The organism is Dictyobacter sp. Z7_2, assembly GCF_057551105.1.
Genome location: NZ_BAAJPE010000001.1, coordinates 1550682 through 1564057 on the forward strand (window position 1 = coordinate 1550682; position 13376 = coordinate 1564057).

Consider the following 13376-nt stretch of genomic DNA (forward strand, 5'->3'; position numbering starts at 1 on the left):
CCGCATCCCCTTTCATCTCATTGCTTCCTGGCTATTGAATTGCTCCTGGCGAAACACAGCCACGAAAGAAAAAGGAGAGACTATGACAAACTCGAGCGAGCATGCGACAGACCTGGCCTCGACCAGTGATCAGGGAAGACCAAAAGGGGTCCCTCTGCTGCATCACATAAACCTGAAAACGACCCGCAAGAACGAGATGGTAGACTGGTATCGGAAAGTTCTGCACATGGAGGTCGTAGCAGATCATCCTGCCGCGACCTTCCTGAGTAACGATCTGGCGAACCATCGCATCGCACTGTCTGCCATGCCGGGCGTCGTGCCTGATGAGAATCGGATTTATCACGACGGGTTGCATCATTCGGGGTTTGAATATGGCAGCTTTGAAGAGCTCAATACGGCGTATGTGCGACTCCGTGACGAGGACATTGTCCCCATTATATGCATTGACCATGGCTTCACATTATCATACTACTACGCAGATCCCGATGGCAATTTGGTAGAATTGCAGGTAGACGTCTTCGGTGATTGGGAGAAATCACGTACATGGGCTGCTCAGGAAATGTACAAGGAGCAGTTCATGATTGGTACTGTCTTTGATCCGGCAAAGGTTGCCGAGGCGTATGAGCAAGGAATGTCGTTCGAAGAGATCCATACAAAGGCCCATGATGGGGCATTCAGTTCATCGCAACCACCAGACCTGCGTATTCCTCCGCCACCACCCGACGCTCCACCACTGTTGCGTGTCTAGTTGATTTGACACGTGGCTAGATAAGGTTAATATTGACGGTTGTCTATTTACAGGGCTGACACTACGTACTTTCCTCCAATTAAAGGGGGGCAACAAAGTATATAAGATTCTGCTTACAATAAACAGCAAGCAGACGTTAAGCTCCCGGGTGGACAACCGTTATTGGATTCAAGCACATTGTAGCTATGAAAGTTCGCCAAACTCAGGTATGATTATCACTATACCGCTGCAAAATACGACGTGACGTCGGTGAGCTTGATCTCTTTAGTCTTCGACGCAACGAAGTATGGGAGCATAGATATGGATCGCCAACAATACGATGAGGGGGAGGATAACAATGGACTGGTCTTTCAGGATTTAACTCCTGAACAGCCAGCCAATGCGTTCCAAAAAAGGATTATCGATCTACAGCAACATGGGCCTCCACTGTGGATCAAGCGCCATAGGATGCTCTTACTGACCACGCTCAGTGGCTTGCTGATCTTCTTCCTTGTCGCCGAGTTCATGCAGAGCACAGCATCGCAAAGAAACACGACGCATCCTCAAAGTGTCAGTGTCAGCGAACCGATCAACGTCACGCAAACGCTCTCCTACCAGAATACGATCTATGTGATCCTGAATCAATCCTCGGACAATCCAGGGACACTGGAAGCGATCGATGCACAAACGGGGAAACGCGTGTGGAGATACAACCAGCACAATATAGATAATATCAAGCTCTCTGGAAATGTGCTCTACCTTCAAACCCGGACGGAGATCGTGGCGCTCAATGCCAGTAACCGCACACAGCTCTGGAAAAAGCAAACCGCCAGCGACCTCTCCCACTGGCAAGCGGACGAGGGTGTCCTCTTCATCACAACGCCAGACCAGATAGTAACAGCGTTCAACGCTTTCACGGGAGCACAACTCTGGCGAACCAATCAGACGAGCAGCTTCTGGCAGGTGGACAATGGCATTTTCTATATGATGTCCCGCGTAGATCATGGCTTAAGTGTCCTGGATGCACACAGTGGTAAGCAGCTCTGGCATAATCCCAATATCTATCAAGCTCTGGTACTGGACAATAACCGCGTCTACCTACAGGATACCGCGCGACAACTTATTCAGGCCTTTGATGGCAAAGACGGCAAGCTACTCTGGCAACTCAATACACAGGGAAAAATATTTGACCTCTCCATGCAAAATGGTTTCCTCCTGCTCGAGAATGGACAGGAAGCTCAGATAGAAGCGCTCAATGGTCAAACCGGCAAACTACTCTGGCAGCATCCCGGCAAGCTCAATGCCCCTGCCGAGGAGAACGCCAATCAGACAGTTATCACCTCAGCACAAAATGGCGAGATAGAGATCGTTCGCATCACCGACGGCGTTATCCTCAACCACTTTGCACGTAACAACACAGACGTTCCCAGCGTTGAAAGCCTGCTCTCGATCGAAAACGGCATCGCCCTCTTTCTTCATTACACGCAGAACGGCAGCGTGCAATATATAGATCCAAAAGTGATAGCTGTAAGCATCCATAACGGAGACACGCTTTGGAGCAGTCAACAGAGCCAATACATTCAGCAGCTGCCAAACAATACCATCGGGATCATACCGCTTGGCAGCAATTTATTGCTCGCACTCCGTGCCAACAGCGGACAGCCTCTGTGGCAGCATACCTTGAGCACTACAAACAATTGAAGTAATCTGCCTCCCAAAACGTGTCGAGCGAAGACGTAGCGTCGCACGCTTGCGTGCGATGTTCCACTCGACGTACGATCAGGCCCGCCTGCGTTGCTTGCCACGATGCTGCTATCTCATACGAGTGACAGGAACATCGCACGCAAGCGTGCGATGCTACGTCTTCGCTTCGCTCGACCTCTTTCTGCTTGACTCCCAAGAATGAATGGCACCCCTACGGTATCTTAAGCTATGAAAGTCAGACAAACTCAGGTATGATTATCAATATACCGCCGCACAATACAATGTTACGAGGGAATGCATGGACAGCAAAGACTATTCTGACGATGATAACGATAGCAGTCTGGTCTTTCAGGATTTAATTCCTGAGCGGCCAGCTAACGCCGTACAAAAAAGCATCATTCGCCTGCAACGGAATTGGCCTCCCCATTGGGACAAACGTTGGCTCTTGCTACTGTTCACTGGACTGAGCAGCCTGCTGATTGTCTTCCTGCTGTTTGAGCTCATCCATCCATCCACGCCCCAGAGCGACACCATAAACACACTCACAAGCAATAGTAATCTGATCGCAAGCATGAATGTGGCGCAGATGCTCTCCTACAAGGAGACCATTTACATTATCAAGACGCCTATTGCCAGCACCTCTGGGACACTTGAAGCTATCGATGCCCGAACCGGAGCGCTCATCTGGAGCGATACACAGTACAATGCACAAGCGCTCAAACTCGTTGGAGACATTCTCTTTCTCCAGACCGAGAGTAATCTGATCGCTATCAATGCCAACAACAGGACTCAGCTCTGGAAAGCGCACACAAATCCAAACAATCCCAACTGGCTAATAGATCAAGGAGTCCTTTTTACGACGGTGACAAATGGTCTGGTCACGGCGTTCGATGCGCAGACGGGTATACAACTCTGGCAAGATAAAGAGTCCCCTGGTTTCTGGACAGTAGATAATGGCATTTTTTATGTGAAGCCGCTTACAAATCGCGGCTTGACGGCATTGAATGCGCACAATGGCAAACCACTCTGGCACAATGCGAATATCGATCAGGATTTGACGGTAGAGCATGGAAATGTCTATCTCCAGGATACAATCAAGCAAAAGCTTCAGGCCTTTGATGGCCGAAACGGTACACTGCGCTGGCAAAGCGATATTCAAGGTAAGGATTTTAAGCTCTCGGCCCAGGATGGCTTTCTCTTTCTTACCGATCTCGTGAAAACAAATGTCGAGGTGCTGGATGGCCAGACAGGCAAACTCATCTGGCAGCGACAAGGCATCCTCAACGGCCTGATAGAGAGTCCCAATCAAACGGTAATCTCGTCACTACAAAGAGATGAGACAGACGTCATCCGCACCGCAGATGGCACCATCCTCTATCATTTTCCGCGCTCAGATGCACTGCTCTCAATTGAGCACAACATGGCCTTCTTTATTAATTTTATCCAGAACGCCAACATCCATAACTCGATCAACAACTATATTACCAATATCGAGGCCGTGAGCCTCAGCACCGGAGCAACTATCTGGAGCAACCAATCACGCGAAGAATTCCCACTGCTTCAGGATGATACGATCGGCATTATACCCGTCAGTGGCAATTCGTTACTCTTACTGCGTGACGACAATGGACATCCCGTATGGCAACATTCATTTGACCGATAATTTTTTGTATAACGTCTGCTATACTTGATGAAAACACTAGCGTATGAGGAAAGCCAGGATAGTAAGATGCACTACGACGATCGGGACAGAGAAGACGAGTTGGTCATTCAAGATTTAACGCCGGAGAGGCCCCTCAACAGATTTGAAAAGGGTCTGATCCACCTTCAGAACAATTGGCCACCTCGTTGGAACAGCCGTTATCGACTCATTCTGATCGCGCTCCTGAGCAGCCTGCTCATCGGTTTCCTCATTTTTGTTTTCATCCATACATCCAACCAGGCATCCATAGAGGCAAATAATGCCAACGGCGGCAACTTTATCGCCACGCCAATCACCACCAACATTACGCAAGCGATCCCCTACAAGAACGTCATTTATATGATCGTGACGCCAGAATTAAGCAGAGCGGGCACGCTGGAAGTAATCGATGAGAAGACAGGAAAGCTCATCTGGAGAGATACGCGTCACAAAACACGCGAGATCACACTCATCAATGACATACTCTATGTCCAGACCGACGTAAACATAGAGGCGCTCAACGCCAACAACAGGACACTCCTCTGGGCCAAAGAGATCGTCAGTGACGGTCTACAAATAGATCAAAATATCCTCTTCGCCGCCAGCCAGGGCTATGTGCAAGTATTAAATCTCGCCACGGGTGCACCACTCTGGGAGATCAATCAGATAGGAAGCAATTGGCAGGTAGATCACGGCGTTTTTTATACCTCCCCAACCTCAGGTTCTGGCAGCGGATTAACCGCCTTGAATGCCCAAAACGGCAAGCTACTCTGGCATATCCCCAACGCCGACCAGGACTGGGTCATAGATAACAGTAGCATCTATCTACAAAACGATGCCACCGCGAATATCAAAGCGATCGATGGCCTCAGTGGGAACGTACGCTGGCAGATCAATCTGCAAAGCAAGCATATCAAACTCTCCGCCCACAATGACTATCTCTTCCTCACCGATACACAGATAGGGCAGGTAGAAGCACTGAACAGTCGGACAGGCAAATCTCTCTGGCAAGCGTTCGGAAACCTGAGCTTCCTGCCAGAGCATCCGGAGCTGGCCGTGATCACGTCAATGGAAAAGAACAAGACCGACATCATTCGTACCATTGACGGCACCATCCTCTACCAATTTACGCGTGCAGATGAATTACTCTCGATCAAAAATGGCATCGCATTCTTTATCTATTTTCCACGCGGCGACAGTTCCCAGAATGTCGGGAACAATTTCTTCGCCATCAGTGTCGAAGCCGTACGCCTCAGCAGCGGAAACACCATTTGGAGCAGCCAGGCTCGTGGAGAATTTCCACAGCTCCAAAATAATACGATTGGCATCATTCCCATCAATAATAACTCACTGCTCCTACTCCGTGCCGACAGCGGACAGACGCTCTGGCAGTATAAGCTCGATAGTCCCAGGCATCCTTAATGTCTAATTCCAGACCTTTACATCCTGAAAAAGCGCCTGCGACGGTCCTTGATTGAGCGAACCAGCCAGCACGCCAATCTGTCCATGCGTATAGCTTGCATCTTGCAGCGAGGTAACTTCCTGATTATTTATATAGAGGGTGAGCAAGCTCCCTTGAGCCACCACGGCCAGGAGATTCTTCTGATTAAGTCCTCGTTTGAAGGCTGGCGCGGTACCAGCATCTAAAAGTGTCGCATCAGTGATATTTCGATCCACAAAACGATACAGCCAGTAGGAGCCATCCGTATGCACGCGAAAAAGATCATAATGAGCATCGACACTATTCTCGGAGCGAAAAATCAGGCCGCCGAACTCGCCTTGCTGGATAGTCATCAGCACCTCATAGGTAAAGTTGGTATAATCGGCCTTTTGTGCGACACAGGCGTGGAATAAACCTCCCAGAGGCTGATAGGCTACATAGCCACCCTCTTTAAAAATACAGCTGGCCTGTTGGTTATTTACTCCTATCTGCCAATTCATAGCATCGTTCTGATTGAGCAAAGCATCCTGAAGCACAAGATGGCCTGAATGGGGAGGATAGGGATTATCCTGCGCCACGTTAAGCGTGCCATGAAATATGCCGTAAAATGACGCGATCGAGCCCGCGATCAAGAACATGATCAGTACCAGCGTCAGCACGAAGCTCACGCGATAGAAGCGCCTGCGTCCTTTAGAGCGCTGCGGCCGCGCTTCGGTGGGACTGCGATGATCGAGAAAATTGGGGGCGGCCCCTGCTTCATCCAACACGGCTGATAAGACAAGCGGAGTTTGCTCTTCAGCCCGTTCCTTGCTCTGCCCCCTGATATGCTCATCAGATTGTCCAGCGACAAGAGGCTCATCATCGACAGCCAATAGGCCAAGTTCTTGAGCATCCATATTCAGGCAGCGACAAAGCCTTTCCCGAAAATAAGCACCAGGCAGAGCAATACCACGCTCCCATAAACTGATACGGTTCGGTGTCGCTCCAATTTCTTCAGACATCTTTGCCTGCGACCAGCCACGCAATTCACGCTGATATTTCAAAATTTCGGGAAATGTCTTCTTCTTCGCAAAATCACTTTTTTCCACAAGATCTCTATCTCCTGCACTCAACGTTTTTACTCTATGTATAGATTAACACAAAACAAGCCCATCGACGTAGCCATCGGACGCTTGCGCCCAATACATTTCAGATAAGGCTCTGTTCCACAAAAGAGAGCAAGTAACCAAGCATAGTCCTCTATCAAAGGTCATCGCGACGTCACCCCTACAAGAAGGATAACCCCTTGAACCAGGCATCCAGGCCAGCCGACGTAGCGGCGCGGCTCCGCCGTGCTGTCACTGCACGCACGGCACCGTTCCACGTGCCGATGGAAGCAACACCGACGAGACGCTCCATGGCGGGAAGGTTGGCTCAATGGAACCCCATAGGGAGCGTGGTCGTACGAGTCACAGACAGCACGGCGGAGCCGCGCCGCTACGTCGGTGAGCCTCTCACCTCATCGCCTTCTGGAGCTGTTTTGGACACACATCACCGATACCGCATCGGCGCGATGACTTTTGACTGAGTACTATGTTGGTGAGCTTGTGCGTCTGGTGTAAGGAACATCTTCACTTGCGCCAACAGCAAGATCGTCATCCCTGGATGCAAACTGGGCACTGTAGAGATGCTGATATAGGCCAGATTGCGCCAGGAGTGTCTCATGTGTTCCGCGTTCGACGATCTCTCCATCTTGCACGACCAGGATCTGATCAGCTTTCTGGATCGTCGAGAGTCGATGTGCGATCGCAATCACTGTACGTCCCTCGATCAACGTTTCCAGAGCAGCCTGGATGCGTCGTTCGACTTGCGAATCGAGCGAGCTGGTCGCCTCATCCAGCAGGAGGTAGGGAGCCTGACAGAGCAAGGCACGAGCGATCGCTACGCGTTGCTTTTCTCCACCGGAGAGGCGGAAGCCAAGCTCTCCCACGATCGTAGCGAGGCCATCTGGCAACCGGGAGATCAGATCGCTCAGCTGGGCCGCCTCAACAACAGCCTGGATGCGCGCTTCTCCAGCCTCCGGGACGCCATAGCAGATGTTTTCACGCAGGCTGGCGTGGAAGAGAAAGAGTTCTTGCGTGACGACGGCGACCCGTTGCCGCATCTCCTGACGAGCGATGTCGGGCAAAGGAACGCCATCGAGCCGGATTGTTCCGCTACTGGGATCATAGAAGCGAGCGGTGAGTGTCAGCAGAGTCGATTTGCCTGCGCCACTCGGTCCGACGAGGGCCGTGAGCTGGCCTAGAGGTGCGGTAAAGGAGATGTCATGTAAGACTTCTTTGACGTCTTTGGCTTCTTTACGGTGCGCACCACCCGGATAGGCAAATCTGACATGCTCAAAGACAATGCCTTCCTGTGCGGTAGCAGGTAACTTCTGAGGATGCACAGCCTCCGGAACGCTGGTTGGCAGATCCAGATAATAAAAGACACGATCAAAGAGTGCCAGTCCACCGAGTAACGTGGCATTTGCGCCTGCCAGCGAGGAGGCTGGAGCATACAACTGAGCCAGATAGGTGGCAAAGGCTACGATCGTGCCCAGAGCGGCCTGATGCGTCATGATCAGGTATGCGCCAAAGGTATAAAGTAGAGCCGGTCCAAGGGCGGCCAGCGCCTGCACAATCACGGAGAGCCATTGACCTTCCAACAGCTGAGCGATCTGTTCCTTACGCACCCGAACATTGACAACATCGAAGCGCTCAGCCTCACGCTCCTCCGTACCAAAGCTCTTCACCACCATCGCGCCCGAAAGGCTCAGGGTCTCCTCCAGCACTACCGACAGTTTTCCGAGCGCATCCTGAGCACGCTCCATCGCCGTATAGCGTCTCTGTCCAAAGTGCAGGACAGGAAAGACGAAAGCTGGCAGGGATAAGGCGGCCGCGATGGTCAGTTGCCAGTTGATGGTCGCCATGATGGCAAGCGTGCCGACCAGCGTGATGAGATTGGCAAGCGTGCCGAGAAAGGATTGTGTCAGGACATTCTGCAAGCCACCAGCATCGTTCAGGAAACGGGTATGGATCTCACCGGCACGTGTCCAGGTAAAGAACTCCAATCCCAGCGTCTGCACGTGGCGATAGAGGCGCTCACGCAGATCAGCGATCAAGCTCTGTGAAATCACAATGCTCAGATAGTTTTGTCCCAATCCGAGCACAGAACTCCCAATCGGAAAGAGGATCAGGCCGCAGCCAAGCCAGAGGGCCAGTGGGAGGTTATGTTGTGGGATAGCGTCATCAATGATAATGCGAATCAACAAGGGAGGAATCAATCCCAGACCGACGCCGAGCAGCATCACAATTGTCCCCAGCACCAGCTGACGCTTATAACGACGTGAGGCCTCCCAGACACGCTTCATGGTTCTCTTGACGTTCGGCTTGCCATCGTTGAGATAACCCAGTGAGCGCTGTTGACGCCAAAATGTACGCTGTAATCCTCCCATGCCACCGCCCATGCCCTGACCAGAAAAAGCCATAACGAAAACTCCTCTTTTTACTGTTCCGCACAAATACACATGAGATGTCCTTCGCCCACGATACACAAACTTGTCTCTTCGGCGATACGCTTCACTCTCCTGACGCGTTGAGTCGCTCAAGGATAGAGATCAAGGCTACACGCTCGATGGCGTTGAGCGCTTGCAGCGAGAGGCTTACACGCTCAAGCAAGACAGCTTCTGCTTCATGTAAGGCTTGCACTCCTGCGGCGGTCAGCGTGACATATACCTGACGCTGGTCGTTGACAGCCGAGCGCGAGCGTGACGCATAGCCCAGCGACTCCAGTTTATCGAGCATACGCGTCGTGCCAGCCATGGTTAATCCAGATAGCTCACATAGATCACCAACTCTTAAGCCTGTCTCAGTGTTCAAGTAGCTCAATATACGCCGCTGCGGACGCGATAAGGGTCCATACTGTCTACCCAAAGAGTCTGACCAGCGATCCAGTCCGTGTGCGATCGCCGTGATTTCAGCCACATCGGGTTCAGGTGCGCGAAAATTGTCAGCCCTCGCGGACCGAGCATCGAAGTCCATACCTTCCATACCTTCCATACCTTCCTGATCTCTATCATTAGTTGCGCTAGTTAATCAAATAAGGTTAAAAAGAATCACATTAGCCTGAATATCTGGCAAAAACCTCTCTTTTTAGCCATATTAATTAACTTAGTCAATGATATGCTCATTATAGCCAACATCGGCCAAAAATGCAATGCGCTTGCGCGTGGGGATGTGATGTTTTTTTGCCTTCGAATACGCTTCCTGTGTCCTCGCCTTGCTCTCCACAAAGAAGCGGGAGGAGTGAACACGGATGTTCACTCCTCCCGCTTCTTTGTGGAGAAACGTGACCAGACTGGCATTCTCCTTTAGGAGATGGAAACCTCCTGCCGTTGCGTCTCCAACTGCGCGGTTGGGCGACGACGTCGGCGAGGCGGCGTATAGTTTTGCAGTGACGAAATCAAGATCTTATTCTGACCGCGCTTGGCCAGCGTCAACTGTCCATTAGAGATCGCCGTTTCGATCACTCTCGTCGTTGTATCAAATTTCGCCGCTACCTCTTCGATACTCATGCTGTATGGACCATGTGCTGTGCTCTTCTCGGCTGACTGCTGAGTAGCTTGAGATATATCTGAGGCTTGTGGAGGCTCTTGATCCTGCGCCACGGATGTGACATCAGACAGGAAAGCATCGAGACCGTCCAGCGAGATAGGATCATTTTCCGAGGTATCAAGAAATGATTTCAGCTCACTTTGTGGAATCGCTTGAGGGATATTCCGTTCTCCCTGCATCTGCGCAATCAGGTTGGATAAGATATCGTCGGGGACATGCAGAGCACCCGTATTCTGCTCGTCCTGCTCATCTTGCTCCTCAGCGACTTCGCTGATTTCGAGCGGAAACACCGGGGAGACGGTTATCTCAACGGGATTCTGCTCCGCCACGACTTGCTGCGGCTCGGCCACGATGCTTTCCTCAGCCTCCGAAATGGCTTCTTCCACCGGTGTGAGCTGAAAAGCATTGGATGGCACATTAGAAATTGTCCGTGCAATCTGCTCGGAGACATCCGCTAGCTTTGAAGAGGCTGGCTCAGAGAGGCTCTGCGTTTTCCCTCTCTTCTCGCTACGTTTCAGGGCCGATGTGATTTTTTCTTCTCTTGGGTGTAGATTTTTCTGTTCAGATACTTTTACATTCTGAAAATTTGTCAGTATATTGAGTGTAGTATGTATATTTTGCGTATCGCGCATAAGAGTCTGGATATCATCATTGACTTCCATAATAGTTTTTCGCAGCCCTTGCACGGAATTATTGTGGGCTGTCTGCATCACAAGGCCAGCTTGTTCATATTTTGAATCGACAAATTTGAACCAGGGGCGAAGCGTGTTCACGACCTCATCAGTGATTTTCTGGGTATCAATCTCCGGCTGCACCACTGCCTGCGGACGCAGTGGGAAGAGCCAGTTGATGAGGAAAAATGTGCGGTGCTCTTTTTTATTCTGAAGCAGCGATGTGTAGCGATCAATCTCGCTTTCGAGCACAACGCGTTCCTTCAGAGCATCGCGCTGATATTCCAGCAGCTTGATGCGCTTCGTTTCCTGAGCTTTGTACTGCTCGGGATCGAGCTGCGTGCTGATCTGATCGATGGTATAATCCGCCGTCATCGACAGCAATAGGATCAGGGCTGGAAAGACCAGACCAAACCAGGGAGCGACAAGCAGCATCCAGGGAGGCAGCGCCCCGGAGAGATGCTGATTGAAATCAGCCAGGCTGGTATAGACATTGGCAAATGCACTTGCTCCTGCGCAGAGAAGCACTCCAAAGAGATAAAGGCTGGCGCCTTTTTTATCGCGCATGCGCACGGCATTAAGTCGGGCACGCATGGCCTGGACTGCGACCAGATCGATGAAAAGCGCGGTCACGTAGCCTAATCCAGGGAGCGCATTGTGTTCCAGTGTATTGAAAAATGTACCGGATGCGAACACACTGACAATCATAAATACAATGATAACGATCCAGAAAAATTGCGCTGAACCATCTTCTAAACGTTGTTTCTGGAACGCCTGCCAGGCGGAAGTGCACCAACTCGCAATCGATTTGAAGAAATTGATGATCAGCCATCCCACCACAATGCTCGCCACCAGAGCCGGTCCTGCGGCCAGAGCATAGGGTTTGTCGATGTTATTCGTGATCACCCAGTTATTATTCGCCAGCCAGATACCGCCTACGATGCTGGGAATGGTTACGAGCAACCAGGGACGATTGATCGCTGCCACCCAGCCGCTGACTGGATGCGCTTCGGCTTTTTTTGCTGTTGTATGGGATGTTTGCATTGTCTGTGACTGTGCCTCTATCTGCTCGCCAGCAAGTACAGGCGCGGCGTCGGATTGGTCTATAGGCCCCGCTGACTCTGCTGGCTGTTCCGCTTCCATCTGCTCGACAGATGTTAGCGGCTCCGTCTCTTGTGTCTTCGATGGATGCGCGGATAGCTTCGCGGTTATTCGCATATTAATTTATAATACCTTCCAATTGTTAATGGCATTGCAATGAGTGCAAGCGTAGATATAGGGTGCTCTCCTCATTGCGTACCGTTTCCATCTCCTGGTGGATACGATGGGCATAGACGTTCTCCCCAGAATATTTCTCGGTTACCAGTCTGGTTACACTCTATGCAACGAGCAGGTAACCAGATTAGCAGCAGTGATAGCCCATATTCGTTACGGCGCATACATGGATGAGCTTGAAATGCTCTCAAATACCACTGAAACTTCTGATCTCTGCGTAACGTTAGGTTAATGTAACAACTAATCTACATTTCTACTGATGTCTATGGTGTTCATAAGCTTTCTCATCAGTCTAGCAGAGAAAGGAACTGTACCGTATGCCTATTGGATATACCAAACCACTCTATATTTTGCCTTTTGATCACCGTGCATCCTACATATCCAACTTATTCGGTTGGAAAGAGCCGCTCAATGTGGAGCAAACGATAGCGATGGCCGAAAGCAAGCAAATTATTTATGCCGGTTTCACTAAAGCCGTCGCGACCCGCATTCCTAAGGAAGCGGTCGGGATTCTCGTCGATGAACAATTTGGTGTTGGTATTCTACGCGATGCCCATCAGCATGGCTATATCACCGCCGTCTCGACCGAGAAGAGCGGCCAGGATGAATTCGATTTCGCCTATGGCGAGGACTTTGCCAGGCATATTGAGAATATTGACCCAACCTTCGCCAAAGTCCTGGTTCGTTATAATCCTGAAGCAGATACTACCATGAATCAGCGCCAGGCTCAACGGCTCAAACGCCTATCTGATTATCTGCGCCAGGAGAAACGACTCTTTATGTTTGAGCTGCTTGTGCCTGCGGAGCCATCTCAGCTCGATCAAGTTGGTCAGGACAAAAATGCCTACGATCTCCAGATCCGCCCCGGGCTGATGGTACGCGCCATTCAGGAGCTCCAGGATGCTGGCATCGAACCTGATGTCTGGAAGATTGAAGGGCTCGATCGCCATGAGGATTGCGAGAAGATTGTCCAGGTGGCTCGCCGCGATGGACGCGATACCGTCGGTATCATTGTCCTGGGACGCGGAGCCGAAAAAGATCATGTGATCAACTGGCTCAAGACGGCAGCCGCCGTCCCAGGCTTCATTGGCTTCGCCGTCGGCCGGACCAGCTTCTGGGATGCCGTCGTGGACTTCGAGGCCAAACGCGCTACCAAAGACGAGGCCGCTGAACAGATCGCCCAAAATTTTGAAGCATGGATCAAGGTCTTTGAATCCGGACGTCCGATGTAACATCAAACGCTGGC

Annotated in this window: 10 protein-coding genes; 6 read left to right on the forward strand and 4 right to left on the reverse strand. The window is 51.0% G+C overall.

Annotated features, from left to right (window positions below):
• Nucleotides 1-82 precede the first annotated feature (82 nt).
• The 4 genes from AC27N8_RS05995 (at nucleotide 83) to AC27N8_RS06010 (ending at nucleotide 5534) form a co-directional block, all read left to right on the forward strand.
• On the forward strand, nucleotides 83-748 hold the full coding sequence (locus AC27N8_RS05995) for a VOC family protein (protein ID WP_487064951.1): 666 nt from the start codon (nucleotides 83-85) through the stop codon (nucleotides 746-748).
• 300 nt (nucleotides 749-1048) lie between these two features.
• On the forward strand, nucleotides 1049-2428 hold the full coding sequence (locus tag AC27N8_RS06000; protein WP_487064953.1) for an outer membrane protein assembly factor BamB family protein: 1380 nt from the start codon (nucleotides 1049-1051) through the stop codon (nucleotides 2426-2428).
• A gap of 301 nt (nucleotides 2429-2729) precedes the next feature.
• Nucleotides 2730-4094: an outer membrane protein assembly factor BamB family protein gene (locus tag AC27N8_RS06005; RefSeq protein ID WP_487064955.1), complete on the forward strand. Its 1365-nt coding sequence runs from the start codon at nucleotides 2730-2732 to the stop codon at nucleotides 4092-4094.
• 66 nt (nucleotides 4095-4160) lie between these two features.
• On the forward strand, nucleotides 4161-5534 hold the full coding sequence (locus AC27N8_RS06010) for an outer membrane protein assembly factor BamB family protein (RefSeq protein ID WP_487064957.1): 1374 nt from the start codon (nucleotides 4161-4163) through the stop codon (nucleotides 5532-5534).
• Between the two features lie 3 nt (nucleotides 5535-5537).
• Here AC27N8_RS06010 and AC27N8_RS06015 read toward each other — a convergent pair whose 3' ends face one another.
• Nucleotides 5538-6641 carry a helix-turn-helix domain-containing protein gene (locus AC27N8_RS06015; RefSeq protein ID WP_487064959.1) on the reverse strand — a complete coding sequence of 368 codons (1104 nt, stop codon included), beginning with the start codon at nucleotides 6639-6641 and terminating at the stop codon, nucleotides 5538-5540.
• A 197-nt stretch (nucleotides 6642-6838) separates the two neighbouring features.
• On the opposite strand from AC27N8_RS06015, the gene AC27N8_RS06020 reads away from it, so the two are divergent.
• A complete protein-coding gene (locus AC27N8_RS06020) occupies nucleotides 6839-7120 on the forward strand; it encodes a hypothetical protein (RefSeq protein ID WP_487064961.1) in 282 nt (93 codons plus the stop codon).
• Nucleotides 7121-7123: 3 nt separating this feature from the next.
• Here the strand turns inward: AC27N8_RS06020 and AC27N8_RS06025 are convergent, their stop codons facing one another.
• From AC27N8_RS06025 to AC27N8_RS06035, 3 genes are all read right to left on the reverse strand, one after another.
• Nucleotides 7124-9058: an ABC transporter ATP-binding protein gene (locus AC27N8_RS06025; RefSeq protein WP_487064963.1), complete on the reverse strand. Its 1935-nt coding sequence runs from the start codon at nucleotides 9056-9058 to the stop codon at nucleotides 7124-7126.
• Nucleotides 9059-9149: 91 nt separating this feature from the next.
• Nucleotides 9150-9629, reverse strand: a complete 480-nt coding sequence (locus AC27N8_RS06030) for a MarR family winged helix-turn-helix transcriptional regulator (protein ID WP_487064965.1) — start codon at nucleotides 9627-9629, stop codon at nucleotides 9150-9152.
• Between the two features lie 311 nt (nucleotides 9630-9940).
• Complete coding sequence (locus tag AC27N8_RS06035) at nucleotides 9941-12073, reverse strand: hypothetical protein (RefSeq protein WP_487064967.1); 2133 nt, start codon at nucleotides 12071-12073, stop codon at nucleotides 9941-9943.
• Nucleotides 12074-12447: 374 nt separating this feature from the next.
• Here AC27N8_RS06035 and AC27N8_RS06040 point away from each other — a divergent pair, with 374 nt between their 5' ends.
• Nucleotides 12448-13362 carry a 2-deoxy-5-keto-D-gluconate 6-phosphate aldolase domain-containing protein gene (locus AC27N8_RS06040; RefSeq protein ID WP_487064969.1) on the forward strand — a complete coding sequence of 305 codons (915 nt, stop codon included), beginning with the start codon at nucleotides 12448-12450 and terminating at the stop codon, nucleotides 13360-13362.
• Nucleotides 13363-13376 lie beyond the last annotated feature (14 nt).

What these genes read in the sequence shown, in the direction of transcription:
- AC27N8_RS06035 (WP_487064967.1), bottom strand. Translation starts at nt 12,073, where the DNA reads ATGCGAATAACCGCGAAGCTATCCGCGCATCCATCGAAGACACAAGAG.
- AC27N8_RS06010 (WP_487064957.1), top strand. Translation starts at nt 4,161, where the DNA reads ATGCACTACGACGATCGGGACAGAGAAGACGAGTTGGTCATTCAAGAT.
- AC27N8_RS05995 (WP_487064951.1), top strand. Translation starts at nt 83, where the DNA reads ATGACAAACTCGAGCGAGCATGCGACAGACCTGGCCTCGACCAGTGAT.
- AC27N8_RS06005 (WP_487064955.1), top strand. Translation starts at nt 2,730, where the DNA reads ATGGACAGCAAAGACTATTCTGACGATGATAACGATAGCAGTCTGGTC.
- AC27N8_RS06000 (WP_487064953.1), top strand. Translation starts at nt 1,049, where the DNA reads ATGGATCGCCAACAATACGATGAGGGGGAGGATAACAATGGACTGGTC.
- AC27N8_RS06030 (WP_487064965.1), bottom strand. Translation starts at nt 9,629, where the DNA reads ATGGAAGGTATGGAAGGTATGGACTTCGATGCTCGGTCCGCGAGGGCT.
- AC27N8_RS06025 (WP_487064963.1), bottom strand. Translation starts at nt 9,058, where the DNA reads ATGGCTTTTTCTGGTCAGGGCATGGGCGGTGGCATGGGAGGATTACAG.
- AC27N8_RS06040 (WP_487064969.1), top strand. Translation starts at nt 12,448, where the DNA reads ATGCCTATTGGATATACCAAACCACTCTATATTTTGCCTTTTGATCAC.